This window comes from Paenibacillus sp. NPDC056933 (assembly GCF_042674385.1).
Lineage (GTDB): Bacteria > Bacillota > Bacilli > Paenibacillales > Paenibacillaceae > Paenibacillus.
The window spans coordinates 689,714-704,971 of sequence record NZ_JBHUQN010000003.1 but is presented as its reverse complement, the minus strand read 5'-3'; the positions used below and the strand labels follow the sequence as shown (position 1 = coordinate 704,971).

Below are 15,258 nucleotides of genomic sequence, written 5' to 3'. Positions count from 1 at the left end.
AACGCCTCTTAGCCCAAATCAGAATGGTTGTACATTTTGATATCCGGTTAAGGGGTGTTTTACATTTATCTACGATTTTTAAAATGAATTACAGCCACACCCATATGTTAGATAGAACTACATAGAAGTGATCCTGTTTGACCAAAATCACAAAAGAAAGGCACCATTTTGTAAAATAAAACAAATAAACGTGAGATTTCAGCCCATCTGCTGTAATCACATTTATAATATGGCTTAATTATGTAAGTTAGCAGATTCCAGACAGGCAGTGCCTTTCATAGATCACATCGCAGCAGAAGCTCTTCATTGCCCCGCATCGCGAAGCGGGTATTGCAAACAACTTGCAATTGGAGGAAGGACGGTGGTTATGTGGGGGAAACGACGCTTCACATTCAAGTGAAAGACATGCTGAAACGTCCGGTGTTCCGCAAGGCTGAGGTGCTCGCCAGTGAAAGGGCCTTGGAGCGATATGTGCGTTGGGTACATATCATGGAGGTTACCGAAGTCGGCAATTTGCTGAATGGCGGGGAACTGGTGCTGACGACCGGCATTGGCTGGCAGGATGATGAGAAGCAGGGGCTGTCTTTCCTGCGCCAGTTGATTGCTCGCGGGGCTGCGGGACTTTGTATCGAACTGGGGGCTCACACCAGGTCCCAGCTTGGACCCTTGAAGGAACTTGCAGCAGAAGAGGATTTTCCGCTGATCTGGTTCCACGAACAAGTACGTTATATCGATATTACACAGGACCTGCATTTCGCCCTGATTCGCAGCCACCAGCGTATGCTTGCCGAGCTTGACAGCCTCACCACCTCGTTCAACCAACTTCTTCTGAATGGAGACGGTGTGCTACCCTTGCTCCGACTATTGTCTCGAACAACGGGTTACCCTGTAGCGTTATATCCACTGGACGGGGAAGCAAGTGCGGTTCCCTACTGCCCTCCAGCCCAATTGGAGACTCGTCGGCAGGAGTGGTTGATCCATCGTGGTCATTCGGACGATGGAGATCATGTGGTGCGTACGAATCATTCGGTGCATCCACTGGATGCGCTCGCCTTGCCTGTTCAGGCCCTTGATTATGCATTTGCCGATCTGGTGCTGATGCTCGATAAGCGGCCTGAGCACGAACCGGAAGCCCCTAACAGACTCTCTGATGAGTTCATCATCCAGGCACTGGAACGTTGTGCAGCCGCCATTGCTCAGGACTGGATGCGTACCAAATACATGGAGGAAAAACGACGCTACAAGGAAGATATGTGGGTCATTGACTGGCTTAACGGACATCATTCTGCGAAAGAAATTCATGAATATGTATCTGCTGCCAACGCCCAGCTTGCTGCCGGAAAAGGTACCGTCATTTTGTTCGATAGCCACCCCAGCTACACAGACAGTCTCAAGCTGCAGAAGCTGTTGATTCAACGCAACATCGTTGCCCGTTCTGTTTTCTCTCGAGAGGGCTTCGCCTTATATAGCACAGTTCTAAACCACCAGATCATTCTTATTATTCTCGACCCACAGCCAGGATCCCAGCGCAAAAACAGTCTCTGGCGCTGCATTGAACAGCTGCAGCAGCATGAACAGGAACAGACCCATCGCCTCTTCTCGGGTCTGTTCGGCATCGGTCACAGCTGTGCTGATCTATCACGTCTGAAAGACAGCCTGGAGGCAGCCAAGGATACCCTGCGCATTCAGAAGGACATCGGTGTGATGCAGCAGCCCTTTTACAGCAACCTTCACTGTTACCGCATTATTGCCAGCATGAAGCAGAGCGGCAGTCTGGATGATTTTATTGAGGAATATCTCGGGCCAGTCATTCGTTATGATGCCGATAAAGGCGGCCAGTTGTTACGTACGCTTAAACAATATTTTATTCTATGCTGCTCCAAACAGGAGACGGCCACGGCTTTGTTTATCGTCCGACAGACGCTGTATCACAGATTGCACAAAATTGAGACACTCCTGGGTGACGACTATACCCTACCCGAGAAACGCGTCGCCATCGAACTCGCCATCTATGCGTACGAATACGTTCACGGGCCACTCGCATGACCCTCTACGCGCCTCGATGCTCCTGAAGCTGCCTGATCAGGATATGACTGAACCACTTCCGCCCAGACGCCGTACCCACGTATTGCTCCTGCTTCTCTTCGGGAAGATCGGGGTGCCCCCAAACCACGTGAGCACCCTCCAGATGTTCCCGAACGGCATAGATGCGATAACCTTGCGCCACCATTCGTTCGATCGCCATCTTTTCCATCTCAAATGCATCATGATCCGACATCCGCTTCACCCTCCGCTCACTGCGGTCACAGGCTGCCTCACAGGTATGGGTACACCAGCATCATATTTGTCACGCTTCACATAGCGACCCGCCCCTGCCACACCGGCAAACTGTCGATCCCGAATTACGTATTCCCCGCGGCACAGCACTGTCACCGGACATCCCTGGACCTGCATGCCTTCAAAGGCGCTATAATCCACATTCATATGGTGGGTAGCTGCCGAAATCACCCTTGAGATGGATGGGTCAAAAATGACGATATCCGCATCCGTCCCCACAGCAAGGGTTCCTTTCTGAGGAAATAGGCCAAATAGCTTGCTTGCTCGTGTAGAGCATAAATCCACCCATTGATTAAGCGAAATCCGTCCCTTCATTACCCCTTCGGAATATAAAATGCTGAGTCGATCCTCAATGACAGGACCCCCATTTGGAATTTTACTGAAATCATCCCGTCCCAGATCCTTCTGTCCCTTGAAGTTAAACGAACAATGGTCCGAGCCGATTGTCTGCAATTGACCGTTCTTCAGTGCGTTCCACAGCACTTCCTGATGAGGGGCTTCACGCAGCGGTGGGGACCAGACGTACTTTGCGCCTTCAAAATCCGGTTGCTCCATCTTCGATTGATCCAGGGTTAAATACTGCGGACAGGTCTCGCCCCAGATTCGATAACCCATGTCTCGCATACGTGCGATCTGCTCTACCGCTTCAGCACAGGTAACATGCACCACATACAGTTGTGAATCGGCGAGTGCCGCCAATCGTGCCGCACGCCCTGTAGCCTCGCCCTCCAGCGTGGAAGGCCGGGTAAGTGCATGGTGGATCGGCTCTGTTCTTCCATCCGCCAGCGCCTGCCGGACCAGCAGATCAATAACATCGCCGTTCTCGGCGTGTACCATGACAAGTGCGCCGTATTCTTTGGCCTTTTGCAGCGTTTGGAAGAGAATGCCGTCATCAGCCTGGAACTGATTTTTGTACGCCATGAATACCTTGAAGGAAGACACACCCTCTTCTTCAATGATCTGTGGCAGTTCCTCCAGCACCTGATCATTCATCTCGCCAATCATCAAGTGAAACCCGTAATCAATGGCTGCCTTGCCCTCGGCCTTGGCATGCCATTCCTGAAGGGATTCCAGCAGAGGTCGGCCTTTTTGCGTCAAACAGAAATCAATGATCGTCGTTGTGCCGCCGAAGGCTGCTGCTGCGGTCCCCGTTGCAAAATCATCCGCTGTCACCGTTCCGCCGAACGGCATATCGAGATGCGTATGAGGATCAATCCCGCCAGGGATGACATAACAGCCTGAAGCATCCACAATTTCAGTTGGCTCATCGGGTACAAGTCCCATCCCGATCTGCACAATCTTTCCGTTTTCAATAAATACATCTGCTTCAAACGTATCCGACGCCGTGACCAACATTCCGTTACGAATCAATTTGCGAGTACTCATGATATCGCCTCCTTGGTGGATTGATCTCTGGCCGATTGCAGCAAGGCAATCGCAGACTGACGTTCATTCCAGGTTAACGGTTCCTGTTCATGTGCAATCTCTAACATCTCAATCGCTCCGTCCACTGGACAGACAATAGAGCACAGGTTACAACCGACACAATCTTCTTCGACTACCTCCAGATAAGAGCCAGAGGGGTCGGTCAGCATATCAATGCATTGATGCGAGGTGTCTTCACAGGCAATATGGCATTTGTTGCAATTGATGCAGACATCGTGGTTGATGCGGGCCACCACTTTGTAATTCAGATCGAGATTGCCCCAATCCGAATACCGCGGTACCGTCTGACCAATTAATTCCGTTACACTGCGCAGGCCTTTTTCCTCCAGATAATCGTTCAGACCATCGATCATTTCCTCCACAATGCGGAAGCCATGATGCATCGCTGCAGTACATACCTGAACCCCCGTTGCGCCCATAAGTAAAAATTCTGCGGTATCCCGCCAATCGGATATGCCTCCGATCCCGGAGATCGGTACACCCACTGCCGGATTGCGCGCACACTCGGCAACCATGTTCAGCGCGATTGGCTTCACCGCCGGACCGCAGTACCCGCCATGCGCTCCTTTCCCACCAACATGCGGCACGGTGTTCCAGGAGTCCAGATCCACACCTGCCAGGGAGTTAATCGTATTAATCAGGGAGATGGCATCCGCACCGCCGCGAACGGCTGCACGGGCGGTCGCCGTAATATCGGTGATATTGGGCGTCAGCTTCACAATAACAGGCGTGGTCGCGACTTCCTTCACCCACATCGTCTGCAATTCGACCAGATCCGGTTGCTGACCAGACGCTGCCCCCATACCACGCTCGGCCATGCCGTGCGGACAACCAAAGTTCAGCTCCAGCCCGTCTACACCGACAGCCTCAACTTTCTTCACAATCTCATGCCACTTCTCGCGTTTTGGTTCCACCATGAGAGAAGCAACTACTGCCCGGTCCGGGAAACGCCTCTTGGTCTCGGCAATTTCGCGCAGATTCACCTCCAGCGGACGATCGGAAATCAATTCAATATTATTAAAACCAGCAACACGCTGCCCACCAAAATGAACGGCCGCGAAACGTGAAGAGGTATTGATGATCGGCTCGCCCAACGTCTTCCAGACGGCACCGCCCCAGCCTGCTTCAAAGGCACGCTGAACCTGATACCCGGTATTGGTCGGCGGCGCAGAGGCCAGCCAGAATGGATTGGGTGATCGAATACCTGCCAGATTAATGGATAAGTCAGCCATAACGATCCCTCCTTGGTGTTGTTTGCACTTGCAGTGGTGTTTGTTTGAACTTCACAAGTTACACTGGAACCTCAAATTTTATCCTGCAACCTTACGTATTACGCTGCAAGCTTACGCATTTCCCAGGAATCCTGCTTTATCAGGGATAATTTGAGGGGGTAGTGTCGCCAACCTGTTGGCATAATCTCTAGGTATAATCTGTTGGTACATATTCTAACGAACTGCACACCTTCTATTTGGCGAAAATACGCAGGGTGAGCATTTTAACGAATCGTATACGTCCTATTTTTTTGTTTTTGCTCATTTCTCTTCAGTTTAGCGGGTTTCCCATCAGAATAAGGCGGCTGTGATTCGTTAGGTTTCCCAACACTCGTTAATCATCTCAATAAGATGCATAAGGTTCGTTAGCACAGTCCGTAGTCCGTTAGTCCATAGCCCCCTTCCTCTTTTCTCACGCTCGATACTTCATACCTTTTCACCACTGCCCAATCACTCTGCCACCTTCTCTATCCGTTCGGCTCGCTATTCTTATCCTTACGCCGTCTCTTCCACCCGTCCGGGCAACGCCTTCATCACCGATGCAGCCGCCAACTTGCCCTGCTGTGCTGCCGAGACAACCATGGCTTCGCCCTGCCCCTGTCCGAAGATCACATCCCCAGCCGCATAGATCTGTGGATGGGAGGTGCGGTACGACTGTGGCTCCACTTCAACAACACCCCAGTGATGACGCAGGCCAAATGCCTCAATTAATGGCAGCAAACGGTTCTGCCCAATGGCTCGAACAACGGTATCACATTCAATTAAGAACTCCGATCCGTCAATCGGAACAGGCAATGCCGGGCCGCCTCCAGATGGAGTAACCAGCTTTATTTTCACACATTCTATCGCCTGAACCCGCCCGTTCTCGTCTCCTATAATGCGCTGCGGCATGGTGAACCAGCGGAATTCCACACCCTCCTGCTTCGCAAATGTATATTCAAAAGCATAAGCGGTCATCTGGCTCTCCCCGCGCCGATAGAGCATTTGCACACGCTCGGCCCCCAGGCGTACCGAACAGGTCGCTGCATCCACCGCCGTATTGCCTGCACCGATAATGGCAACCTTCAGTCCGTTCAAGGCTGGCGGAACACCCTGCTTCGTGGATTCCACCAGTTCAATGGCATCATAGATGCCTTCCAGCGTCTCTCCTTCAATACCAAGCATCGGGACCGCCCCCATCCCGCATGCCAGAATAACGGCTTCGTGCTGTTCCAATAGTTCCTCAGCGGGTACATCCACCCCGATGCGTACCCCATAGCGGATCTGTACACCAAGTGCCTGCACCTGTTCGACTTCCCATAAAGCTACGGATTCCGGCAGGCGAAAGGACACAATACCATACGTGCCCAGCCCTCCGCCTTTCGCTTTGGCTTCATAGATCGTCACCTCGTACCCTGCACGCCCCAGCTCTCTGGCCGCAGACAATCCCGCAGGCCCTGCTCCTACAACTGCAATGCTTCTTCCGTTGGCAGGCGCTGCCTGGAATAACGGCTCGTTCTTCGTTCGTGCCCAGTCTGTTGCATATCGCTGCAAGTCACCGATCCGAATCGGTTTGGATGACTCATTCAGTACACAAGCGCCTTCACACAGTTCCTCTGTCGGGCAGACCCGTGCACAACTTGCACCTACCGGATTGGCTTCCATAATGGTCCGAGCCGAACCTTTGAGGTGACCAGTCGAGATTTTTCGGATAAACGAAGGAATATTAATGTCGGTTGGACACGCCTTGATACAGGGGGCATCGTAACAGTACAGACAGCGGTTCGATTCCTCCATCGCTTCCTTGCCCGTCATTGCAGGCTTCATTTCAGTAAAACGGCTCTCCCATCCGTAATCGGACACCATTGCTCCTGCGCTGTTCATCATGCTCTACACCTCCATAAGGTTGATCTCTGTTTACCCTTTCTTTCATCGGCGATTAAAGCTGAACGACTGACGTGCACCCGGAAGCGGAATGATAGTCCATCCCCAGATTAATTGCAGTTACCTCAGACTTTTCTCCAGATTTCTTCACCCCAGGCCATCTGCTACAGGTTAACGAGATGTTCGTAAGTTTCAGGACGTCGATCGCGGTAAAATTGCCATACATTGCGCACTTCCCGAATCAACTCTGTATCCATCTCGCCAATAATGACCTCATCCTGATCCCTGCTGCCCATGGCAACCATCCTGCCTCGCGGGTCCACCAGATACGACTGACCATAAAACTCACCCATATTCCATGGCGATTCCACGCCCACTCGGTTGATGGCAGCCACATAATAGCCATTAGCCACCGCATGGGCAGGCTGCTCCAGCTTCCACAAATATTCCGATGTTCCGGCTACCGTTGCGGAAGGGTTGAATACAATCTCCGCACCCGCCAGCCCGAGCAGTCTTGCTCCTTCCGGAAAATGACGATCATAACAGATGTACACACCCACTCTGGCGTAGGCTGTATCAAATACCGGGTACCCCAGGTTGCCGGGCCTGAAATAATATTTTTCCCAGAACCCATTCGTGCCTTCGCCCGCTTCCACTTGCGGAATATGATGTTTACGGTATTTCCCCAGGTAAGAGCCGTCCGCATCAATTACTGCAGCCGTATTGTAATACGATGCGATTCCGTCCACCTCGTATACAGGCAAAATGATCACCACGCCAAGCTCCTTCGCGAGCTCCTGAAAACGCCTCGTCGTCGGTCCTTCCGGCACCTGCTCGGCAGATGCATACCACTTGGGGCTCTGCTCCGTGCAGAAATAAGGTCCGTAGAACACTTCCTGCAAGCCAATAATCTGCGCTCCCCGAGCAGCCGCTTCACGCACCAGGGCAATATGTTTCTGAATGGCGGCCTCCTTGTGTACTTCAACTGGTGCCGAGCCTTCAACCTCGTGTGAAGCCTGGATCATTCCAATGCTGATTTTGCCCATAATGCCACATCGCCTCCTCTGCAAAGGTTGTTATATGTCCTTCCCGTGATCTGTAGCTTCCGCGCTCGAGCTGCACATCTGTCTGATCGTGCGGTATAGCAATTCTGTACCCAGAGCAATATCCTCTGGCGAAGAATATTCACTTGGATGATGGCTGATTCCATCCTTGCTGCGAACAAAGATCATGCCATAGCCACACACGTACGAAAGGGCAAGCGCATCATGGAACGGACCACTCATCAATTCAGGCAAAGGCAGACCGATCTCTTCGGCAGACGAGCGAATGGCATTCTTGATCCGTTCTGCACAATATCGCGGCTCGCTGTTGGTATCTTCGGTCAGGGAGTAGGCCAGGCCGTATTCCGAGCTAATGTCATTCAAAAGGCACATTAACCTTCCCTCCAGCCGATTTCTGCGCTCCATCTCCATATCACGCAAATCAACCGTAAAGCTGACTTGCTCGGGGATGATGTTGCGTGAGTCCGGGAAGACACGAAGACTTCCCACGGTCCCTACTGTCGGAGCTTCCGGGTCTTCTCTGACCATATCATCAAATGCCGCAATCACCCTGGCGCTGCCCACCAGTGCATCTTGCCGCATCCTCATCGGTACGGAACCAGCATGCCCTGCCATGCCTTTCATCGTCACCGTGAGCCACAGGGGGCCCGAAATGCCAGTCACCAGGCCAACCGGAGCATCCAGCGATTCGAGTACAGGCCCTTGCTCAATATGCAGTTCCAGATAAGCGCCAATGGAACCTGACGGATAGACCGCATCCTCAAATTGTTCCAGTGAACAGCCAAAGGCCTCCAGTGCCTCTCGTCGGGTCACGCCGTTTTTGTCCTGCCGCCCCAGTTCTCCCGCTTCCAGCTGTCCGGTTATGCCGCGCGAGCCAAACAATCCTTTGTTAAAACGCGAGCCCTCTTCATCACAAAAGGCAATAACCTCAATCGGCATCGCAGGGCGTATGCCTTGTTCTAACAGACACTGAACAGCTTCCAGCCCGCCAAGGACGCCGATGGCCCCATCATACCGACCCCCATACGGCTGGGAATCGATATGCGAACCGATCATGAGGATCGGCAGGGACGGATCTGTACCTTCAAGGCGACCAATCAGATTACCAAACGGATCCAGGCGAGTCGCAAGTCCAGCCTCTTCCATCCAGAGACGAACCTGGATAATGCCCTCCATATCTTCCGGAGTCAACGCGAGTCGGCAGACACCCGTCTCCCCAATTCGACCAATACGGGACAACTGTTCAATTCGATCATCCAGACGCAGCTGATTAATGATTCTTCCGGTGGTGGTCTGCACCCTCTCTCGCCTCCTTACACAAATTCGATGATAAGAAGCTTGGCTTTCCGGCAGTACACTCTTCTCTTGTTTCTCTTCAAATTCTTCTTCAGAAACCACTCTGACAGCTAGCCTGCATCCAAACTCCGTAGTGCAGCCAGCAAGCTGCCAGCGATCAGATCCAGTTCTTCCTCTGTCGTGACAAACGGCGGGGAAATCGTCAAAATATTTGCAAATCCCGGCACGGTATCGCCGTTCTTGCCAATCAGGACGCCGTCCTTTTTGCAGCTCGCCAGCACCTTCGTGACCTTATCCGCAGCCGCCGGGGAACCATCTGCTTCAATTAACTCCACCCCGCAGGCGAAGCCGAATGTGCGGATATCCCCGACCACCGACAGCTCCAGCAGCGGCTCCAGCTTATCCCGAAGCAAGTATCCAAGTTCATCCGCACGGCTGACCAGATTCTCTCGTTCCAGAATTTCGAGATTCGCCAGTGCCACGCGGCAGGATACAGGATTGCCCCCGAACGTATTCACATGACGAAAGTGTGAATCAGGTCCGGGTTCCCTGAACGTGTCATACAAGTCCGTTCGCACAGCTGTTGCGGATAGCGGAGCGTACGCGCTTGTCATGCCCTTTGCCATTGTGACGATATCGGGCTGTACTCCATAATTCTGATGGCCGAATTTTTGCCCGGAGCGGCCAAACCCACAAATGACCTCATCCACAATCAACAGCACACCATGGCGCTGACAGATCTCCTGCACGGTGCGCATGTAATCTGGTGGGGGGACGATCATGCCGCCCCCTGTAATGACCGGTTCCATAATGACCGCAGCTACCGTCTCCGGCCCTTCCCAGCGAATGACCTCCTCATAGATGGTGGCGCATTCCAGACCGCATCCGTCCTTGTTTCGCCCAAACGGACAGCGGTAGCAATAGGGAGGCGGTACATGGGAGAAGCCTACGCCCAGCGGCTCGTATTTGATTTTGCGGGCGGCTTGCCCCGTGGCGCCCAGTGCACCCATGGAGTTGCCGTGATAGGCACGGTAACGGGAGATGAACTTGTGACGAGTTGGCTCACCATTCTGGTGATGAAACTGACGGGCTATTTTGAACGCCACTTCATTGGCATCCGAACCCGAGTTGGAGAAGAAAATGCGATATTCACCCTCCAGCCAGTCGTTCAGCTTCTCTGCCAGCAGAATCGCCGGCTCATGGCTCTGGGTCATGGGCACGTACGCGAGTGCTTTCATCTGCTCATAGGCACTTCGGGCAATCTCCTCGCGTCCATGTCCGACGTTCACACACCACAGTCCCGACATCGCATCCAGATAACGTGTGCCATCCTGATCCGTAATCCAGCTGCCCTCCCCGCTTACGGCAATCATCGGATGATCGTTATGAGGCGAGATGTGATGCCACACATATTTGCGATCCTTTTCCAGCCACTCTTCCTTTGTACCGCCAAGCGGCTGAGGTTGCTGATCCACTGAGCTCATTCGTCACCCTCCTCTCCAAGCTGAACTATAGACTTACACTTGACCACTCCGATTGCAGTATCCTCTTCTGAACGCTCCACGGTTATTTATTTCGTCACATCCTTCACCGCTTCTTCATAGATGCTTTTTTCCAGCGCTTCGTCCAGATTGGCGGCTTTCTTGATCAGACCATATTTCAGGGCAATATCCGCAGTCCGGGTAAACGAGTCATCCACAAAACTGCCCACCTGTTTCTCCGTAAAGCTTTCTGGACGAATGAGTTTCGCAATCTCTTCCAGCATGGTTACCTGATGTTCGCGGGTCGTGCTGCCGTCCGTTACGTTCTTCATGACGATATCCACCGTTTCATTCTGATTGTCGATGGCGTAGTTCCAGCCTTTCAGAACGGCACGGGTCACTTTTACCGCGAGCTCTTTATTACTGTCTACCCAATCCTTCTTCGCGATCAGCGTATCCTCCAGCATGCCTACCCCGGCATCCTCAATGTTGAATATATCCAGGTCGGATTCCTTCGTTCCACTTTCCAGTACCACGTGATATTCGTTATAGATCGTCGCCGTGGCGACATCCACCTGATCATTGAAGAACTGATCCATCGTAAATCCCTGTTTAACCAGTTCTATATCCTTCTTTGGATCAAGGCCGTTCTTCTCCATAAAAGCGAGGACCTGGAACTGCTGACTGCCAAACCATGTGCTGACCTTCTTGCCCTTCATCTGGGCGGGATCGGTAATACCTGCGGACTTCTTGGCGATCAATCGATAACTGCTCTTCTGCGAAATCTGGGCGAGGGAGACGAGCGGAAGACCGTTATCGCGGCTGACCAGCAAACTGTCTACCCCGGTGATGCCCACATCGGCTGCGCCATTGACCACCTGCTGTTCGATCACGATATCCGGGCCACCCGGAATGATCTCGGCATCAATACCTTCATCTGCAAAAAAACCTTTCTCCTTGGCGGCGTATATTCCCGCGAACTGAGCCTGCGGCACCCATTTGAGCTGAATTTTCACTTTGGTTAAGGGCTGATCTGCCCCTCCCGCTCCCTCTGAGCTGGCAGCAGCAGGAGTGACGGACGGCTCCGATTTCGCGGAACACGCTCCCAGCATCGCAACGATCAACAGTACCAACACCAGAAAACCCGGTTTTAACGTTTTGTACATATACAGAACACCCCCCTGTTTATATAAGGATTTTCAATCAGGTACTGTGAAGCGCTGCTTCACGAGTCAATCGATCTGTGGATGGTTGGCATCTGGATGAGCTTTACGGATCTGTATGCGGACGATTCAACGGGATCAGCCGTCTTTCGACCAGAGCGACCGCTTCGTACAACAAAATTCCGAGAGCTGCAGCAATGACGATACAGGACCAGGCAAGCGGCATGTTCGCCAGTCGAATCTGATCCGAGAGCAAGTACCCCAGCCCCTGAGAGGCGATGAAAAATTCACCCACAATGGCGCCAATAATGCTGGTCGACATATTAATCTTCAGACCTGCAAAGAGGGAAGGCAGCGCATGAGGGAAGCGCAGCTTCACAAAAACCTGCATCCTGCTGGCGGCAAGACAACCCATCAGATCACTGTATTGCGGCTGGATGGAGGTCAATCCCTTGAATAAACTCACAGCCATGGCAGCCATCGTAATCACAGCCACGACAGCGATACGGGACCATATTCCGTCACCAAACCAGTTATTCATAATGGGGGCCAGCGCAACAATCGGAACGGCGTTCAGAGCTGACATCACGGCAACTGCCGCCCTGCCGCTTGTCGGAAAAAAGGATGCCCCCGCGGCTGTCAGGGCTCCCAGCAGGGAACCGAGCAGAAAGCCACCCAGCATTTCCGTTCCGCTATAGAGAGCATATCGGAATAACATCTCCGCATTTTCCCTGATGGACGCTGCAATCGCCGATGGTACAGGCAGTTGGTAACTTTCAAGGGAGAATAGCTGATGAAACACCCGGAACTGCCACAGGGCAAGAAATATGGCTCCGGCAAGCCACGGCAGCAGACGCAGGCCAATGGAGCTTCCGCTAACGCTACTGCCCATCCGTCTCTTCCCAGCTCGTCCCTGTTGTCCAGCGATGTCCGTACTTGAAGGCGATAGTACCCTAACCGAATCCGCAACAGAGTTCCCCATGGATGCCGTGGCAGAGACACTGACCGTCGTACCCTCCTCACCTTTGCGGCTTACGACCACATTTTCATTCATCATGCCGCACGCCCTCCTTTGGTCCTGAATTCAGGCTGCCAGGGGGTCAGCCAGCGCTCAACGAGGCTGATGGCAAGATACGAGATGAGTCCAATACCAATGCTGAGCATGATGGTGGCCCAGAACATGCCAATTTGGGCACTGCCATAATACAGGGAACTAACCATCAGCACGCCAAGTCCGTCCGGAGCTCCCATCAGTTCCACCACAATGGAGGAGGTAACCGCGAGCGGTGCAGCTATTTTCATACCGGAAAACAGACCTGCAGTGCAGAAGGCAACAGACATTTGATATAACGCGCGGGTAGGGAAGCTCCGCAGGAACGCATAAGCTCCAGATGCTCCGGCGCTGCACTTTTCAATCCTTTGAGCGTGTGAATGATAATCGGAAAGAACGTAACATAAGCCGCCATGACAATCCGGGCCCACTCGGCGTTATGGATAATGCCGTAGACAATGGGTGCAAGGCCGATAACGGGCACCATCTGTGACGAGATGACATAGGGAGACAAGGTGCGCTCCACCCAAACCGCCACACTCATGAGCAGAGCCAGCAGCAGACCCAGTACTGTTCCTCCCATGAAACCAATCGCTGCGTTGCCAAACGTTACAGCTCCCTGTTCAATCAGTGTGCCTGAGTAAAGGAATAAAGCTCTGAGAACTTCATGAAGATAAGGCAGACGGGATGCTGCCTGTTGGGGCGACATGAAGGAGTGGAGAATCCAGGCAATACCTTCCCACAGCAGCAAAACGGACAAAATCCAGATGGCTACCCAGGAACGAAAACCTGGCTTACTTGTGTGCAGGAACATGGATTGGATCACGCTCCTCATAGAAACAATTGCGGATGGTCGTCATCATGCGGTAAAAGGCTTCGGTTTCCCTCAGCTCTCGATCCCGCTCGGCAGGCAATGCGACGGAATGAATGGAATGCACCTGTCCGGGGTGTGCAGAGAGGACGATGATGCGGTCAGACAAAAATACGGCTTCGGGGATACTGTGTGTGACAAACAGGAATGTCTTGCCTGTAGAACGCTTAATATCAAGCAGCTCCAGTTGCAGCTTCTCCTTCGTGAATTCATCGAGCGCGGAGAAGGGTTCATCCATAAGCAGCAATGGAGGATCAAGCGCAAGTGCTCGCGCTATGGCTACACGCTGTTGCATGCCCCCACTAAGCTGCCATGGATAATGGTCAGCGAAGCGGGTCAGCCCAACCATTTCAAGCAATTCACCACTCATGCGGCGGCACTCCTTCCGGCTTGTGCCAAGCAGCTCCAGTGGAAGTTCAATATTATGGCGTACCGTGCGCCAATCGAACAGAGCTGGAGTCTGGAAGACAATACCGAACTGGCGCTGTAATCGCGCCCGCTCCGGTTCCTCCCCGGCAACACGGATGCTGCCTGTGGTTGGCTGGAGCAAGTCGGCTACGAGTCGAAGCAGTGTGGACTTGCCACAACCTGACGGGCCGAGCAGGGAGACAAATTCATTGGAATGGATTTGAAATGTAACGTCGGACAGGGCGGTAACCTGTTGTGTTCCACTGCCAAATACAACGGACACGTGATCCAGCTCAATATGGCAGATGTCGGGGACAGTCATGGAGGACATGGGCATTCTCCTTTTCGCGGGAAGTTGGCAATCTGTTCACACCAAGGCTGAATGGAAGGTTTATATACACGAACGTAACAGGTTTTGCTTGTTAGGTAATACTATATAACTTTGGGCAGAGATTACATTATACAGACTGTTTTAAGGTTGGGCTTGTTCATGTTACAAAGTGTAAAACGAGACCCATTCTCAGTAATAAGCATGTTAACTTCCATGTATGTTGTCTAACATCTGCTTCACTCACATAAAGAACTCTTGTAATCTAAAAAATTCTTCCCCCTAGAAGAGGCAACACTCCCTCTATACGGATTTATCTCCCTATTTTCCGATGAAACCTGGATGCAGCAGACTTTTCTCCAAACAAAGGCGCATATTCATTTGTATTTATTGAATAAAGATTCGGAAAATATGACATATACTCTCGTATTCTTGTTGATTTTCTTGTATAAACATTGATAACAGCATATTGCATCATTCGATCCATATCTTGCTGGCAGAGTGATGCTATCGGGATGCAAAATGCTTGTACAGAAGGACGCGAAATCCTGCCTCGATACGGTGTCTGGTTCTGGAATAATGAAGGCGGTGTCATTGATCCCTCTCCGTCACCCATACTGGCTAGGGAATTACGTTTCCGCACAGTCTCGCAAAGGAATTTTAAAATCAGAAATCGGGG

General features: G+C 52.2%; 13 protein-coding genes. 1 reads left to right on the top strand and 12 read right to left on the bottom strand.

Annotation, left to right across the window (positions count from 1 at the left end; all coding sequences use genetic code 11):
* Positions 1-369: 369 nt before the first annotated feature.
* Complete coding sequence (locus ACFTRD_RS23275) at positions 370-2,046, top strand: PucR family transcriptional regulator (RefSeq protein ID WP_379384183.1); 1,677 nt, start codon at positions 370-372, stop codon at positions 2,044-2,046.
* Positions 2,047-2,050: 4 nt separating this feature from the next.
* Here ACFTRD_RS23275 and ACFTRD_RS23270 read toward each other — a convergent pair whose 3' ends face one another.
* The 12 genes from ACFTRD_RS23270 to ACFTRD_RS23215 form a co-directional block, all read right to left on the bottom strand.
* The gene (locus ACFTRD_RS23270) at positions 2,051-2,278 is read right to left on the bottom strand and encodes a hypothetical protein (protein ID WP_379384181.1); all 228 of its coding nucleotides are present in this window, start codon (positions 2,276-2,278) and stop codon (positions 2,051-2,053) included.
* 5 nt (positions 2,279-2,283) lie between these two features.
* Positions 2,284-3,723 (bottom strand): dihydropyrimidinase, encoded by a 1,440-nt coding sequence (gene hydA, locus ACFTRD_RS23265; RefSeq protein ID WP_379384179.1) that lies wholly within the window; start codon positions 3,721-3,723, stop codon positions 2,284-2,286.
* The gene (gene preA, locus ACFTRD_RS23260; protein WP_379384177.1) at positions 3,720-5,015 is read right to left on the bottom strand and encodes an NAD-dependent dihydropyrimidine dehydrogenase subunit PreA; all 1,296 of its coding nucleotides are present in this window, start codon (positions 5,013-5,015) and stop codon (positions 3,720-3,722) included. Before preA ends, hydA begins: the two co-directional genes overlap by 4 nt.
* Positions 5,016-5,549: 534 nt before the next feature.
* Positions 5,550-6,917: an NAD(P)-dependent oxidoreductase gene (locus tag ACFTRD_RS23255; protein WP_379384458.1), complete on the bottom strand. Its 1,368-nt coding sequence runs from the start codon at positions 6,915-6,917 to the stop codon at positions 5,550-5,552.
* Between the two features lie 164 nt (positions 6,918-7,081).
* Positions 7,082-7,963 carry a nitrilase-related carbon-nitrogen hydrolase gene (locus ACFTRD_RS23250; RefSeq protein ID WP_379384175.1) on the bottom strand — a complete coding sequence of 294 codons (882 nt, stop codon included), beginning with the start codon at positions 7,961-7,963 and terminating at the stop codon, positions 7,082-7,084.
* A gap of 30 nt (positions 7,964-7,993) precedes the next feature.
* The gene (locus tag ACFTRD_RS23245; RefSeq protein WP_379384173.1) at positions 7,994-9,280 is read right to left on the bottom strand and encodes a M20 family metallo-hydrolase; all 1,287 of its coding nucleotides are present in this window, start codon (positions 9,278-9,280) and stop codon (positions 7,994-7,996) included.
* A 107-nt stretch (positions 9,281-9,387) separates the two neighbouring features.
* Positions 9,388-10,761, bottom strand: coding sequence for an aspartate aminotransferase family protein (locus ACFTRD_RS23240; RefSeq protein ID WP_379384171.1), 1,374 nt, complete (start codon positions 10,759-10,761; stop codon positions 9,388-9,390).
* Between the two features lie 86 nt (positions 10,762-10,847).
* Entirely contained in the window at positions 10,848-11,924 is a 1,077-nt protein-coding gene (locus ACFTRD_RS23235; protein WP_379384169.1) for an ABC transporter substrate-binding protein, read from the bottom strand.
* 103 nt (positions 11,925-12,027) lie between these two features.
* A complete protein-coding gene (locus ACFTRD_RS23230; RefSeq protein ID WP_379384167.1) occupies positions 12,028-12,978 on the bottom strand; it encodes an ABC transporter permease in 951 nt (316 codons plus the stop codon).
* Positions 12,975-13,223 carry a hypothetical protein gene (locus tag ACFTRD_RS23225; protein WP_379384165.1) on the bottom strand — a complete coding sequence of 83 codons (249 nt, stop codon included), beginning with the start codon at positions 13,221-13,223 and terminating at the stop codon, positions 12,975-12,977. Before ACFTRD_RS23225 ends, ACFTRD_RS23230 begins: the two co-directional genes overlap by 4 nt.
* Positions 13,220-13,786, bottom strand: a complete 567-nt coding sequence (locus tag ACFTRD_RS23220) for an ABC transporter permease (protein ID WP_379384163.1) — start codon at positions 13,784-13,786, stop codon at positions 13,220-13,222. Before ACFTRD_RS23220 ends, ACFTRD_RS23225 begins: the two co-directional genes overlap by 4 nt.
* Positions 13,767-14,582: an ABC transporter ATP-binding protein gene (locus tag ACFTRD_RS23215; RefSeq protein ID WP_379384161.1), complete on the bottom strand. Its 816-nt coding sequence runs from the start codon at positions 14,580-14,582 to the stop codon at positions 13,767-13,769. Before ACFTRD_RS23215 ends, ACFTRD_RS23220 begins: the two co-directional genes overlap by 20 nt.
* Positions 14,583-15,258: the final 676 nt, after the last annotated feature.